Raw genomic sequence first — 13888 nt, forward strand, 5'->3', positions numbered from 1 at the left:
GGCATGCCTACACAGCTTACACGAAACGACTAGATTGACCGGAGAATTAGAATGGGCAAGCTCGCACTCGCCGCAAAAATCACCCACGTACCGTCCATGTACCTGTCGGAGCTGGACGGCCCCACCAAGGACTGTCGCAAGGCGGCCATCGACGGCCACCGGGAAATCAGCCGCCGCTGCCGCGAACTCGGGGTCGACACCTTCGTGGTTTTCGACACCCACTGGCTGGTGAACTCCGCCTATCACATCAATTGCCGCGAGGTGGCGAAAGGCACCTATACCAGCAACGAGCTGCCACACTTCATTAACAACATGCCTTTCGAGGTACACGGCAACCCCCGCCTGGGCGAAATACTCGCCGAGGAATGCAACGCCCAGGGAGTGGAAACCCTGGCCCACGTGAACACCACATTGGACCCGGAATACGGCACCCTGGTGCCGATGCGCTACATGAACGCCGACCAGCACTTCAAGGCAATCTCGGTATCCGCCCTGTGCACAGTGCACTACCTCAACGATAGCGCGCGCCTGGGCTGGGCCATGCGCCAGGCGGTGGAGAAGCACTACGACGGCACCGTGGCCTTTCTCGCCAGCGGTTCACTGTCGCATCGCTTCGCCCAAAACGGCATGGCGCCGGACTACCTCAACCGGGTGTGGAGTCCCTTCCTCGAACGGCTGGACCACGATGTCCTTGAACTCTGGCAGCAGGGTGACTGGAAGACCTTTTGCGCGATGTTGCCCGAGTACGCGGCCAAGGGGCACGGCGAGGGCTTCATGCACGACACCGCCATGCTGCTCGGTGCGCTGGGCTGGTCTGACTACGATCAACCCGCGGAAATCATCACCCCCTATTTCGGCAGCTCTGGTACCGGACAACTCAATGCCGTATTCCCGGTCACGCCGCAATCCGGCGCGGCGGTCCCGGGACCGCAGGCTTCGCGCACCCATAGCATGACCTACGGGGACAGCCGCCTGTAACCCGGGCTTATAAACATAATTTCACACTGACAGAATTTGGGAGGACCCACCGTGAACATCGAAAGGACTTTTGTCGACAATATGTGGTACGCCGCGGCCTGGGAATGGGAAGTCGCGGAGGCGGACAACAAACTGGCCAGGACCATCTGCGAAGTGCCCCTGGTGTTCTACAAGTCCGAGAGCAAGGGCTACGTGGCCCTCGACAACCGTTGCTGCCACCGCTCCGCGCCGCTGTCACTGGGGCGCGTCGAGGGCGACTGCCTGCGCTGCATGTACCACGGCCTGCTGTTCAATCCCGCCGGCGAGGTGATCGAAATCCCCGGCCAGGACCATATCGGCGCCAACATGAAGGTGCGCAGCTACCCGGTGTGCTCCAAGGGCGGCATGCTGTGGATCTGGATGGGCGATGCGGACAGGGCCGACGAAAGCGACATTCACGACTTCCCGCCCCTGAGCCAACCCGACCAGTGGCGCGGCTTCGACCGCGGCGACTACCTGCACTATGACGCCAACTGGCTGTTGATTGTCGACAACCTCAGTGACTTTTCCCACGTCGCCTTCGTGCACGCCAACACCCTCGGCGGTTCCGAGGCCTACGCCTACGACACCCAGGCGGAAGACCTGGAAAAACTCGACAACGGTTTCAAGGTGGTGCGCTGGCACCGCAACAGCGCGCCGCCGCCCTTCCACCGCAAGGTCATTCCGGCCGCGGAGCACGAGGTCGACCTCGACCGCTGCAACACAATGGCCATGTACCTGCCCGGTGTTTTCCTCATGGAAACCCTGTTCGAGCCGGTGGGCGACAATGCGGACCAGGGCCGGCGCCGGGAGTACCGCAACTGCCAGTTCATGACCCCGGAAACGCGCAACACCACGCACTTTTTCTGGGACTACCTGCACGGCAGCGACCTCGACAACCCCGACATCGCGGTGTCGCTGAAGGACTCGCTGATGGAGGGCTTCATGGAAGACAAGATTTTCATCGAGGAACAGCAAAAGCTGCTGGAGAAGAGCCCCGACTTCGCGCCCAAGTCCTTTACCGCCGACCGGGCCTTTTCCCACTTCCGCAATCGCTGGAAAATCCGCTTGCAGGAAGAGGATGAGACCCAACCGCTACAAATCAAGGACAACCCGCGGCGGATTCTCTAGCCCGCTCTATCCGCCCCGGGCCAGCCGGGGCATGCCCCGCCTTCGCGGGCGGAGAAACGGAGACCCACTATAATGACACGCACGCTTTCCGGCATTGAAATCGAACGCTACCAGAGCGATGGCGTCGCCTACCTGCCCCAGGCGGTCGATCCAGCGTGGGTCGAGCGCCTGAATGCCCTGGTGGACGAGCAGCTGAGCCACCCGGGCCAGTGGGTCAACGACGGCAACCCCGGCCAGACCCGGGACCGCATGTTCACCGAGCGCTATATGTGGCAACACAACGCCACCATCCGCGACTACATCTTCCACAGTGGTTGCGCGGCCCTCGCGGCCCAGGCCATGCAATCCTCGTCGGCGCGCTTCTACTTCGACCATCTGCTGGTCAAGGAGCCGGAAACGGCGGCGCCCACGCCCTGGCACCAGGACATCCCCTACTGGCCCTTCAGGGGCAACCAGATTTGTTCCATCTGGCTGGCGCTGACCGAGACCACCGTTGAGGAAAGCGCCATGGAATTCGTGCGCGGCTCCCATGCCGCGCGCACCTATTACCGCCCGCAAGTGTTCAACGCCCGCAAGGATCACCCCAACCAGCAGTGGACCGGCGTCGACGGCGGCGAACCGGTACCGGACATCGAGGGCAATCGCGGCGACTTCGATATCGTGGGCTTCGATGTCAAACCCGGGGACGCGGTCATCTTCTCCGCCTGGACCCTGCACGGCGCCCGCGGCAATAACTCCGCCAACAAGCGGCGCGCGGCCCTGTCGACCCGCTGGCTGGGCGACGACGCCCGGTGGTGGCCCCACCCCGGCAGCGACCCGACGGTGTCGCAGGACGATGTCAACGTGCAGCCCGGGGCGTACCCGGCGGATGACCGGGTCTTTCCGCGGGTCTGGCCGCCCTAGCGCCCCCCCTTAATACAAGGGGGAATAGTGACTGGAAACCAAATGGCATTGCGCCTGTATTGTCGCTCCGCGCGCATTGCCCCGCACGACCAGTCGCGCCCGGGTATTCTGTACCACTTCGATCTCGTCGAGCCCGGCGCGCGCCAGGCGCTCTTTACTGAACAGGGCCAGGCAGGAATTGCCGTTGACCGGATCCTCTGGTATTCCCAGCTTGGGAGCGAACATCCTGCCATAGAAGCGGGTGCGGTCCCGATTGATCGGTGCATAGAAAAAGTAGGACTCCACGTCATCGTAGCGGGTGTCGAGCGCGGCAATCCTTCGCGCATCCACGCTCTCAACTTCCCGCCTGGTGCGCTGTTCGAGCATCAGCCGCCTGTTGCCACTCGCCGTTGCCGCGCTCCACTGCGCCTTATGCGGCCCTATCGACGGGAACTCGTGGCGGGCGCTCTTGCTAAAAATTTTGTCAGCACCCAATGTGGCGACCCCAAGCTCCACCCCGTTTGCCGCAAGCCCCCCTCCTATCTTCCTGTCGTTTAACAGCAGACAGGCATTGTCAACCGCCCCGAGAAAACGTCTGAAAACGTACAGGGCAGCCAATGTTGCGTGAATGCAGGAACCCATTTCCCGTACTGGCGAGAAAATCCTGAGCCGGAAGGTTTCTCCCCGACCAGCGATAAAAGCGGTTTCCGACAGTCCCGATTCCCGCGCGCGGCGTTGCATTTCACCGTCCGAAAGCGGAAGCTCACCGCAAAAAACCAGGCAGCGGTTCGCGTACTTGGGTATCGGCGAGAAGACATCTACGCTGTAGCACCGCATGATTTTCTCTCAGGAATCAGGGTAACGGCCAGAATTAGGATAGAGCCAAGCCAGGTATGGAAGGTAATGGCCTGGTCCAGCACCAGGAAGCCGAGGGCGCTGGAGAACAGGATTCGCGTGTAGTCCAGCGGCAGTATTTTGGCGGCCGGCGCCCGTGAAAAGGCCGAGGCCATCAGCAGTTGCGACAAATAAAACGCCGCGCCCAATGCAATCAGCCACAGCAGCTCGGTCGCGCTCGGCGTCACCCAGTCGCGCGCCGCCAGTGCGGCGGCACAGGGCACCATGAGCAGGTAGGATACGTTCAGTATGTCACTGGGCGTTTCGGTATCCGCAAGGCGCTTGACCGATACATAGGCCAAACCGGTCATCAGGGCGCCGAACAGGGCGGCCAGGTAGCCGCTTGTATCCCCCGTGGCGCCGAACCCGGTGATAATGAAGACTCCGCCGATGCCGCCGACAAGCTTGAACAGCAAATGCCTGGTTATGGCTTCCTTGAGAACGAAAACGCCGAGCAGGGAGCCACAGATGGGCGCCAGGAAGGTGATGGCCACAGAATCGGCGACAGGTATCCGGGTCACCGAGTAAAAGATGCTGAGCCCACCACAGAGCGTTGCCGCGGCGCGCAGCAGGTGCATCCTCCAGCGCCGGAAAGTGCCGAGATTAAAGCCAGAAACCGGCTGTCGGACAAGGGATATCGCCAGGCCGACCAAATTGCGAAACAGGAACATCACAGTGACCGGAAGGCTTCCGCCCAAATAGGACACAAGCAGCCAAACAAGCGTCTGGAACAGGCCGTAGCCCACCATAAAAAGACCCGCTTTCATCGAGAGAACACCACTTGGCAGGCGCCTGGCACTATAAAATCAGGCGAAATCAGCATGTCTTACCGGTATTTCTGGATGCGCCAGTTCAACAGTTCACCTACAAACACATTGCCGTGCTTGTCGACGGCCAGGCCGTGGGGAAAACCGAACTCGGATTCCCGCTTGCCCCACTGCCCGAACTTCTCCTTGAGCTTGCCGTCGAGGCCGACCTTGTTGATTTCACCACTGCGTGCGTCGGTCAGGATCAGGGTGTTCGCGTCGTAGCGCTCCAGCTCGTAGGGGTAACCGATACCCCGCCACTCTTCCCTGAAGCCACCGTCGGCATCAAACACCTGAATCCGTGCATTTTGCCGGTCGGTGACATAGATCCGGTCGTCTTCATCAATCACCAGGGAGTGGGGAAAATTGAACTCCCCCGCGCCGTCGCCCTTGCCGCCCCAACTTTGCAGCAAGCCGCCACCCGAATCGAATTTGACGATCCTGAAATTGCCACCGTCGGCGACGTATATGTTGCCCTCGCTGTCGGTTGCCACGTCGCTGGGCGCCCTGAACAAATTGAGCTGGTAGCCGTTGTCAAACCAGCCTTCGCCCGGAAAGTCCCTCCTGCCCAGAATCAATTGAATTTCGCCCGCGCTATCGAATTTGAGCACCTGGTGCGTTTCCTGATCCGTCGTCCAGATGTAGCCCTGGGTGTCGACAAAAAGTCCGTGGGGCACCCTGAAAAGACCCACGCCCAATTCCCGCTTGAAGCCACCGTCCCGCCCGAAGACCAACAGGGGATGCTGCCCCCGGTTAAATACCACAAGGTCGCCGGAGGGCATGAACTCGAGCCCCGCCACTTCGCCCAGATACCAGTTGTCGGGCAGCTTCAGCTCGACAAACTCCGTCCGCGCCGGATCGACGATACCGGCATGGCTCGCCGGCCCCGAAGCCAACAGCAATCCCGCTAGCAGGCCGCTGAACGCGGTGCCGCGCATCACCCTGAACATGGTGCTCGCTTTTCTCTTGTACATGGCATATGCCTCCCTGGTTGAGGCGGCCATTATTGGGGCTTATTTGTTTCCCATGAACAGCTATAATGGAAATTTATAAATTCTTGAACGGAATCAATGGAAAAGGACATTTTCTATCTGCTGAAGGTTTTCTGTTGCGTGGTTGAGCAGGGGAGCTTCTCCCGGGCCGCCGACCAGCTCGGCGTACAGGGGCCCGCCGTCAGCAAGGCCGTTGCCCGCCTGGAGGAACAGCTGGGCAAGCGCCTGTTCAACCGCACGACCCGCACGCTGGAAGTGACCGAAGCGGGTCGTCTGCTTTACCGGGACGGGGTCGAGCAACTGGTGTCGCTTCGCGCCGTGTTGGGCCGTATCGAATCCCGCGATGACCTGGCGCAAGGTACTCTCGGGATCACCGCCACCCCGGCGGTGGGCGAACGGCTGGCGTATGCCCATATCGCGGATTTCAAGCGGCGCTACCCCGGTGTTTCCCTGTCCTTGAACTTAACCAATGAAATGATCAAGCTGCCCTCGCAAAGCATAGATATCGCCCTGAGAAGCAGCAGCCGCCTGGAAGACTCGTCCTTGACCAGCCAGCACCTGTTCAACGTCCGGCGGGTAATCGTCGCATCCCCCAGCTACCTGGCGGAGCACGGCACACCCGACACGCCGGCACGGATCGGGCGCCATCGGTGTTTGAACTTTTTCCATCGACGCGCGTACGACAACTGGGCGTACACCCTCGGCGATGCCCGCGCCGAAGTCGCGACCCACAGCGAAGTCAGTTGCAACAGCTACGCGGCGATCAAGGGTTTGTGCCTGGGGGGGCTGGGGCTGGCCCGCCTGTTTGAATACCAGGTCGAAGCCGAGATCCGCAGCGGGGAACTGGTTTGCCTGTTGCCGGACGTCGACTGGGGAAGCCAGGCCATCCACGCCATATACCATGGAAAGATGGGTGACTCCCCCAAGGTCAGGGCCTTTATCGAGCATCTGAAACGCATGTGATCGCACGGCGCGACCCGAAAATCCAGGCCCGCCCCGTTCCGCAGGGCGCCGAGCGGAATCACGGGCCAGCCATGCGCTCACCCCTGGACCGACGGCTATCTGTTAAATAGTTACAATCTCCAACGCCCCGCCTATGGCCGCTGGCCCATGTGCTAAGGTTGCTTAAGGTACGGTTTACAGATGCCGATGACCCCGCCTTGCAGGGAAAGTCAGTACGTGTTGCGGTGCCAAATGTTGCGCCAACAACACGCCACACCAAGAACAACACTCCGGAGGCTCAACAGATGAAACGCAGATACTCTCCCCCCTGCGCGCCCCTGTACGTGGCGGCAGCGGCGGCCGCATTACTGCCGCAATCCCCGTCCAGCCTGGCGCAGACAGACCCCGTCCTGGAAGAAGTGGTGGTGACGGGCACCCGCGCGCCGGGGCGCTCGGCCGAGGTGCTGCCGGTACCGGTGGATGTACTGTCCGCCGACGACCTGGCAAACACCGGGCAGACGGAAGTGGGCCGGATGCTGCAGGCCATCGCCCCGTCCTTCAATTTCTCCACCTCGGCGATCAGCGACGGCACCGACGCCCTGCGACCGGCCACGCTGCGCGGCCTCGGCCCCGACCAGACCCTGGTGCTGATCAACGGCAAGCGCCGCCACCAGGCCTCGCTGATCCACGTCAATACCTCGGTCGGCCGCGGCACGGCGGGGGTCGACATGAACGCCATCCCCGCGGCCGCGATCAAGCGCATCGAAGTCCTGCGCGATGGCGCCGCCGCCCAGTACGGCTCCGACGCCATTGCCGGCGTCATCAATATCGTGCTGCGCGACGCCGACGAGGGCGGCCGCGCCTATGCCTCCTACGGCGAATACCAGGAGGGCGATGGCGAGACTGGCAATGTCGATCTCAACGGCGGCCTGCCGCTGGGCGACAGCGGCTACCTCAACCTGACCTTGAACTACCGGGACCGCGACTGGACTGATCGGGCCGGGGTGCAGGGCAATTGCGTCTACGGCGGCTGTGCCGACACCGACGGTAACGGCATCGACGAGCCGGGCGACCCCCGGGAGCTGGACTTCAACCGCAATTCCTTCCGCATCGGCGACGCCGAGTCGGAACAGTACGCCTTCGTCGCCAACGCCGGCTACAGCCTGGGCCAGGGCGAGCTGTACGGCTTCGTCACCTACTCCGAGCGCGACAACGAATCCGCCGCCTTCTATCGCGACCCGGTCTCGGGCGCCGATGCATTCCTCGCGGATGGCGACAACGTGGTCCCCGACGGATTCCTGCCGCTGATCAGTTCACAGATCGAGGACTATTCCCTCGACCTGGGCTACCGGATCAATTTTGACAGTGGCCTGGGACTGGATATCTCCTACACCACCGGCGAAAACACCATCGAATACGAGACGCGCAATTCCATCAACTATTCCTTTGTCAACGAACTGCGCTTCGGCCAGGGGCTCTCCGACGCCGAGATTCGCGATACCATTGCGCGCTCGGCGGATGCCTACGATCTCGAACTCGGCATGGATACCCTCAATGTCGGCCTGTTCCAGGAACTGGGGGACCTGGCACTGGCCTTTGGCGCGGAGTACCGCAGCGAAGACTACAAGATCAAAGCGGGCGAGCCGTACTCCTATGCCGACTTCGACACAAGCGATGGCATGTCCCTGTATCCCCAGGACGCCGGCGGCGGTATCCAGGGCTTCCCGGGTATTTCCCCGGTATCCGCCGTGGACGAGGAGCGGGACGTGTATTCGTTTTATCTCGACGGCGAGTACCAGCTCACCACCAACCTGCTGGTCAGCGCGGCGGTGCGCTACGACGACTACGACGACTTCGGCGATTCCACCAACTTCAAGCTGGCGGGCAACCTGGCGCTGACCGACGATTTCCGCCTGCGCGGAGCGATCAATACCGGCTTCCGTGCGCCGTCCATGCAGCAACAGTTCTTCAACAATATCAGCACCCAGTTTGTCAGCAATCCCGACGACCCGGACGGGCCGCAGATTCCAGTGCAAATCGGCACCTTCCGTAACGACAGCGCACTGGCCAAGGCCATCGGTATTCCCCAGCTGAAGGAGGAGGAATCCAATAACTACAGTGCCGGTATCGTGTGGAACCCGGGCGACAGCCTCAGTATCACCCTCGATTACTATTTCATCGAGATCGAGGACCGCATTGTCATCAGCAACCAGCTGGTTGGTGACGACGATCCCACCGGCAACCTCGGCGATGCCCTCGACGCGGTCGGCGCCGGCGCCGCCCAGTTCTTCCTCAACGGCGCGGATACAGAGACCGAGGGGGTCGACCTGGTGATGACCTGGGTCGGACTCGGCGTGATGGGGGGCGACCTGGACCTTACCCTGGCGGGCAACGTCACCCAAACCGATGTCACCGACATTTTCACCACCGGCGGTCTCGCCGGGGTCGATCCCGAAGTGGTGTTCTCCAGCCAGCAGATCTCCATTATCGAGGAGTGGCAACCTGAAGACCGGGTCAATCTGTCGGGCACCTATACCCGTGGCGGTTTCCTGGCCAACCTCTCGGTCAACCGCTTCGGTGAATATACCGTCGAGGATGGCGGGCGCCAGACCTACGGCGCGGTGTACGTGACCGATCTCAAACTGGGCTACACGCTGGGCAACGGGATCGGCTTTACCGTCGGTGGCAACAATATCTTCGACGAGTACCCCGACAGGAATAAAATCGGTAACAGTCGCGGCGGCACCCTGGAGAGAACCCCCGGGGGCGAGCGCCTGGTCAGTAGCCCGGGGGTGTTCGACTACTCCCGCCGCTCGGCGCCCTTCGGCTTCAACGGCGCCTACTGGTACGCCGGCCTGTCCTACGATTTCTGATCGCGGTACCGGGCGGCGCTGGCGACACGCGCCCGCCGCCCACAATCAGGCTTCGCGCAACACCGGCCGCCGCCCCAGCCACGGCGTGACCCCGGTGTAGGCCCGCGCAAAGGACAACACCCTGGCGTCCTGCCCGAAGGGGCCGATCACCTGCAGGCCCATGGGCCGGCCGTCGGCGGCAAAACCCGCGGGCACATTCACCACCGGACAGCCGGACAGCGTGCCGCCGATAACGACCTCCATCCAGCGGTGGTAGGTATCCATGTCCACGCCGCCAACCTGTCGCGGCCAGTGGACATCCGCCGCGAAGGGAAACACCTGCGCCGTGGGTAGCACCAGGAAATCAAAGCGCTCGAACAGGGCCAGCAGCGCCCGGTACCAGTCGCTGCGCGCCACGCCCGCCGCGGCCACGTCCACGGCTTTCATGTCGAGGCCGCCCTCGATCTCCCACACCAACTCCGGCTTCATCTGCGCCCGCTTGTCCGCCTGGGCGTACAGCGCACCCACACCCCCGGCCAATGCCCAGTGGCGCAGCGTGAGCCAGCACCGCCACAGGCGGGCCATGTCGTAGTCCGGAACGGCGTCCTCGACCGCGACGCCGTGATCCTCGAGGGTTCCCAGCGCACCGCGGCACAGGGGCAACACACCGCTCTCCATCGGCAGGTAGCCGCGGTAATCGCCCAGCCAGCCGATGCGCAGGCCGGCGAGAGCGGCTTCCGCCATCGGTGGCGCGCCGCTGAAGGTGTCGCGCAGGCTGAGGGGCGTGGCGGGATCGACACCGGCGAGGGTCGCCAGCAGTTGCGCGGTGTCGTCCACATCGCGGCCCATGGGGCCCTCGTAACCGAGTTGCTGCAGGAACAGGTCACTGCCTTCGTGGGGCACGCGCCCCTGGGTGGGACGGAATCCGATCACGTTGTTGAAGGCCGCCGGGTTGCGCAGCGAACCCATCATGTCGCTGCCGTCGGCCACCGGCAACATGCGCGTCGCCAGCCCGACCGCCGCGCCGCCGCTACTGCCACCCGCCACCAGGTCGGGGTTGTAGGCATTGCGCGTGGTGCCGTAGACCGGGTTGTAGGTCTGGGAGCCGAGACCGTACTCGGGCACGTTGGTCTTGCCAATGAATATCGCGCCGGCGGCGCGCATACGCGCCGTGACCAGGCTGTCACGCGTGGCAACATGGTTCCTGAATAGAGGCGAACCCCCCGTACTGACCAGGCCCTTCACGTCGGCGAGATCCTTGACCGCGTGTGGCATACCGTGCATCCAGCCCCGGTAGTGCCCGCGGGCGAGGTCCCGGTCCGCCAGCTCGGCCTGCGACAGCAGCTCGCTGTGCTCCGGCATCGCCACGATGGCGTTATACAGTGGGTTGAAACGCTCGATCCGGGCCAGGTAGGCCTCCATAACCTCGCGGCAACCCAGCTGGCCCGAACGTATGGCGCGGGACAGCTGCAGCGCCGTCATGTCGCAGATGGCCGCCGGCAAATCGTCCCTACGCGACCCCACGGCGCCCAGGGCGGGGCCCAGCGCGGCCATTCCCGCGGCCGCGGCCGCGCCCCCCAGGAGGCGGCGCCGGTTCAGGCCTAATGGTGTATCTGTTGCTGTTCTATCCATTGGCTTTAGCCTCCCCTCCAGGACTGGCTTCATTCCACAAGCCGGTTGTAGCGGCGCAGGACATCACGCAGCGCATCGTGATCGATCGCCTCCAGCGTGTGCCCCGGCGGTTTAAAGGTGGGCACCGACTCAGCCGCCACCATCGCGTTCAACACCGACTCCTCCACGGCTTGAACCGCCGCTTCATGGATCAGGTCGCAGTGCGCGTCGTTGATACACTCCAGCGAAAACGACAGCGGTTGTTCCGCTCCGAGCGGCGGCATATGAATAGCGTTCGCGGTCGAAAACGCCAGCATGATGTCGCCGGAAAAGTGGCCGCCGTAGGTCCCGGTCCTGCCGATCCCCAGTGCGCCCCGACGCGCGAGGCGCCGCAACTGGATAGGGAGCATGGGGATATCAGTGGCGACGATGGCGATAATCGAACCGGTTTCATGACCCGTGCTACCGGAGATGATGGCATTGTCCCTCAGGTGCTGGCCAACCGGCACGCCCGCCACCGTGAATTCGGGCCGCAGGCCGAAGTTCGACTGCACGAAGGCGGCGACGGTGTAGGACCTGCCGAGAATATCCACCACCCGCGAGCTGGTACCGCTACCGCCCTTGAACTCATAGGTTTGCATACCGGCCCCGCCGCCCACATTGCCCTCCTCCACCGGGCCGGTCCGCGCCGCTGCGAGGGCCTCGAATACGTGCTGCTCGGTCAGGTGCCGCGCGCAGATATCGTTGACCAGGCCGTCGTAGGTCTCCGCGATAACCGGCATGGCCCAACTGTGGTAATCGTGGTAATGCTGGTGATAGTGGCGAGTCATCCAGGCGACCGTCGCGTGATGAGCGACGCCGACGGAGTGGGTATTGGTGAGACAGATCGGACTGGCGAAATAGCCTGCGTCATCGATCCAGTGCGTACCGGTCATTTCCCCGTTGCCGTTGAGATCGAACTGGCCCGCCCATACGGGGTTCGGCTGTTTGGCGCGACCGCGCGGCAGTATCGCCGTGACCCCGGTATATGCCGGTCCCTGCCGGTCGGTCGGCGGCGCGATCACGGTGCGGTAGCCGACTTCCACGCCGGGAACATCGGTAATGGCGTTCCACTTTCCCGGTACACCCGCCAGGGGAATCCCCAGGTCGCGCGCGCGAGATTTCATGGCTTTCTCCACCTATTCTCCCCTATTGCTTGTGGGCTCAAGCGGCCTCTTGCACAGCCGCCGCGGAGTGCGGAACTCCGGTCCGCACGGAGAGTGCAAACAGCAGCACACTGCCCACTATCCCCGCGAAGGCGAGCAGATGCACCGACAGGTAACTCTCCCGGGTCACGAAAATCGCCGCCACTACCGGCCCCACCGCGGCGCCAAATCCGTGAAACGCCGGCGCGACCGCCACGCTGCGGCCGTTGTCGTCGACGCGATTCACCGCGGCGTACTGGAAGGCAAGGCAAAAGTTCCAGCTGAAATTGTAAAGGGCCAGCGCAACGATGTAGCCCGGCCCGGAAAGAGCGAAGGCCAGCAGGGCCACGGAGGCCAGCATAACAACCCCCCCGATGACCAGCGGCGGCACCTGGCCATAGCGATCGCCACACCAGGAAGCCATCAACGCCCCGGGAATGCCGAAGCTGACCCCGATCGCCAGGCCCAGGCCGATGAATTCCGGGGACAAGCCCGCCGCCGACGCCATTCTCTCGATGTAGGCCCAAACGACACCGACATTGAAAAAAAACAGAAAACAGCCAAGCAGCGCCAGCAAGGCCGGAACACCGGGCAACAACCTGCCTCCCTCCAGATGCGGCGTAACCAGTCCACCAGCGGGCAGCCACCACGCCAGGCACAGGCCCGCGACATTTAGCGCCAACAACAGAGCCAGCACGGCAACCAGGCCGTAATCCGCGATAAAAGGTGGCAAGAGCAGCATGCCGACAATCTGAAAGGTCACCTGGGCGGCGACGGAGAGCCCGAAGTAACGCGCCGCGTGCGCCTGGTCCGCCAGCACGGTGAGCGCAACCGAGTAGGCCGCGCCACCGCCCAGCCCGGTCAGCAACAGCAGCAGCGCCAGCGCTTCCGCCCCGGTAGCGTAGAGACAGCCAAAATGCGCCAGCAGGATCAATAGCATCGAAGCCGCGACCGCCCGGCGCCAATCGACGCGACGAATCCACAGCAGGGCCGCGGCGGAACTCAGCGCCGCGCCCCCCATGACGGCCGTCGCGAGAATGCCCACCTGGGCCTCGGTCAATTGAAAATCGGTCGCCGCCGCCCCCACCAGCAATGGCAGGATAAGAAAACCCCCGGTGGCGATAAAGCTCAGTAGAACCGCGGCCGCGGTGGCCGCGGCGCGATGTTGGAGCACCTCCGTCAACGGGCGCCCACCGGCTCGGAATCGAACAGTTTCGCGGTGATGTACCACTGCCCATCCGCCAACATCAGATGGAAGTGATTGACGAAGTTCATGCCCAGGTAGCCCTGCTCATGGAGTTCCGCGGTACCGACGCGACCGTTCACCGAGACGGATTCTATGGTGGCCTCGTAGCGCAGGCCGGCGTCCGCGGGCGCCGGGTTTTGCGCCACGGCGTCGAAAAAGGGCTCGGGCGTCCCGGCAATCGCGTTGTCGCCGAGGTACCCACTCATCGATGCATCGGCGTGAAACAGTTCGCGCAGCGCCATGACGTCGCCGCCCTGGCAGGCGTCGACGTAGGACTGGATCACGGCGCGCACCGCCCGCTCCTGTTCATTGAGTGACATCCGCTTGCCCTCCCCGTTCGACCAGACCAGCT

Annotated in this window: 12 protein-coding genes; 5 read left to right on the forward strand and 7 right to left on the reverse strand. The window is 63.2% G+C overall.

What is annotated here, in order from left to right; translation table 11 throughout:
• Positions 1-51: 51 nt before the first annotated feature.
• The 3 genes from hpaD (at position 52) to JYP50_RS12025 (ending at position 3030) form a co-directional block, all read left to right on the forward strand.
• The gene (gene hpaD / locus JYP50_RS12015; protein WP_206560776.1) at positions 52-978 is read left to right on the forward strand and encodes a 3,4-dihydroxyphenylacetate 2,3-dioxygenase; all 927 of its coding nucleotides are present in this window, start codon (positions 52-54) and stop codon (positions 976-978) included.
• 51 nt (positions 979-1029) lie between these two features.
• Complete coding sequence (locus JYP50_RS12020; RefSeq protein ID WP_347136777.1) at positions 1030-2127, forward strand: aromatic ring-hydroxylating dioxygenase subunit alpha; 1098 nt, start codon at positions 1030-1032, stop codon at positions 2125-2127.
• Positions 2128-2199: 72 nt separating this feature from the next.
• Positions 2200-3030, forward strand: coding sequence for a phytanoyl-CoA dioxygenase family protein (locus tag JYP50_RS12025; protein ID WP_206560777.1), 831 nt, complete (start codon positions 2200-2202; stop codon positions 3028-3030).
• Between the two features lie 9 nt (positions 3031-3039).
• Here JYP50_RS12025 and JYP50_RS12030 read toward each other — a convergent pair whose 3' ends face one another.
• Genes JYP50_RS12030 through JYP50_RS12040 form a run of 3 tightly spaced genes read right to left on the reverse strand, consistent with a single transcriptional unit; the run spans position 3040 to position 5683 of the window.
• The gene (locus JYP50_RS12030; protein WP_206560778.1) at positions 3040-3846 is read right to left on the reverse strand and encodes a PhzF family phenazine biosynthesis protein; all 807 of its coding nucleotides are present in this window, start codon (positions 3844-3846) and stop codon (positions 3040-3042) included.
• Positions 3828-4670 carry a DMT family transporter gene (locus tag JYP50_RS12035; RefSeq protein ID WP_206560779.1) on the reverse strand — a complete coding sequence of 281 codons (843 nt, stop codon included), beginning with the start codon at positions 4668-4670 and terminating at the stop codon, positions 3828-3830. The genes JYP50_RS12030 and JYP50_RS12035 overlap by 19 nt, the downstream gene beginning before the upstream one ends.
• 59 nt (positions 4671-4729) lie before the next feature.
• Positions 4730-5683, reverse strand: a complete 954-nt coding sequence (locus JYP50_RS12040) for a peptidyl-alpha-hydroxyglycine alpha-amidating lyase family protein (protein WP_206560780.1) — start codon at positions 5681-5683, stop codon at positions 4730-4732.
• 96 nt (positions 5684-5779) lie between these two features.
• Here JYP50_RS12040 and JYP50_RS12045 point away from each other — a divergent pair, with 96 nt between their 5' ends.
• Together JYP50_RS12045 and JYP50_RS12050 are read left to right on the forward strand one after the other, a co-directional pair.
• A complete protein-coding gene (locus JYP50_RS12045; RefSeq protein WP_206560781.1) occupies positions 5780-6664 on the forward strand; it encodes a LysR family transcriptional regulator in 885 nt (294 codons plus the stop codon).
• A 284-nt stretch (positions 6665-6948) separates the two neighbouring features.
• On the forward strand, positions 6949-9516 hold the full coding sequence (locus tag JYP50_RS12050; protein WP_206560782.1) for a TonB-dependent receptor plug domain-containing protein: 2568 nt from the start codon (positions 6949-6951) through the stop codon (positions 9514-9516).
• Between the two features lie 45 nt (positions 9517-9561).
• Here the strand turns inward: JYP50_RS12050 and JYP50_RS12055 are convergent, their stop codons facing one another.
• The 4 genes from JYP50_RS12055 to JYP50_RS12070 are packed head-to-tail and all read right to left on the reverse strand — an operon-like array spanning position 9562 to position 13856.
• Positions 9562-11127, reverse strand: coding sequence for an amidase (locus JYP50_RS12055; protein WP_241263096.1), 1566 nt, complete (start codon positions 11125-11127; stop codon positions 9562-9564).
• A 29-nt stretch (positions 11128-11156) separates the two neighbouring features.
• A complete protein-coding gene (locus tag JYP50_RS12060; protein WP_206560783.1) occupies positions 11157-12272 on the reverse strand; it encodes a P1 family peptidase in 1116 nt (371 codons plus the stop codon).
• 37 nt (positions 12273-12309) lie between these two features.
• On the reverse strand, positions 12310-13464 hold the full coding sequence (locus JYP50_RS12065; protein ID WP_347136786.1) for an MFS transporter: 1155 nt from the start codon (positions 13462-13464) through the stop codon (positions 12310-12312).
• A 5-nt stretch (positions 13465-13469) separates the two neighbouring features.
• Complete coding sequence (locus JYP50_RS12070; protein ID WP_206560785.1) at positions 13470-13856, reverse strand: nuclear transport factor 2 family protein; 387 nt, start codon at positions 13854-13856, stop codon at positions 13470-13472.
• Positions 13857-13888: the final 32 nt, after the last annotated feature.

It is taken from the genome of Parahaliea mediterranea, assembly GCF_017255185.1.
In the GTDB taxonomy this organism is placed as follows: Bacteria; Pseudomonadota; Gammaproteobacteria; order Pseudomonadales; family Halieaceae; genus JAFKCZ01.

Bases quoted from the DNA above. Each gene is read 5' to 3' on its own strand.
- JYP50_RS12035 (WP_206560779.1), bottom strand. From the start codon at position 4,670: ATGAAAGCGGGTCTTTTTATGGTGGGCTACGGCCTGTTCCAGACGCTT.
- JYP50_RS12050 (WP_206560782.1), top strand. From the start codon at position 6,949: ATGAAACGCAGATACTCTCCCCCCTGCGCGCCCCTGTACGTGGCGGCA.
- JYP50_RS12040 (WP_206560780.1), bottom strand. From the start codon at position 5,683: ATGTACAAGAGAAAAGCGAGCACCATGTTCAGGGTGATGCGCGGCACC.
- JYP50_RS12030 (WP_206560778.1), bottom strand. From the start codon at position 3,846: ATGCGGTGCTACAGCGTAGATGTCTTCTCGCCGATACCCAAGTACGCG.
- JYP50_RS12070 (WP_206560785.1), bottom strand. From the start codon at position 13,856: ATGTCACTCAATGAACAGGAGCGGGCGGTGCGCGCCGTGATCCAGTCC.
- JYP50_RS12055 (WP_241263096.1), bottom strand. From the start codon at position 11,127: ATGGATAGAACAGCAACAGATACACCATTAGGCCTGAACCGGCGCCGC.
- hpaD (WP_206560776.1), top strand. From the start codon at position 52: ATGGGCAAGCTCGCACTCGCCGCAAAAATCACCCACGTACCGTCCATG.
- JYP50_RS12060 (WP_206560783.1), bottom strand. From the start codon at position 12,272: ATGAAATCTCGCGCGCGCGACCTGGGGATTCCCCTGGCGGGTGTACCG.
- JYP50_RS12025 (WP_206560777.1), top strand. From the start codon at position 2,200: ATGACACGCACGCTTTCCGGCATTGAAATCGAACGCTACCAGAGCGAT.
- JYP50_RS12045 (WP_206560781.1), top strand. From the start codon at position 5,780: ATGGAAAAGGACATTTTCTATCTGCTGAAGGTTTTCTGTTGCGTGGTT.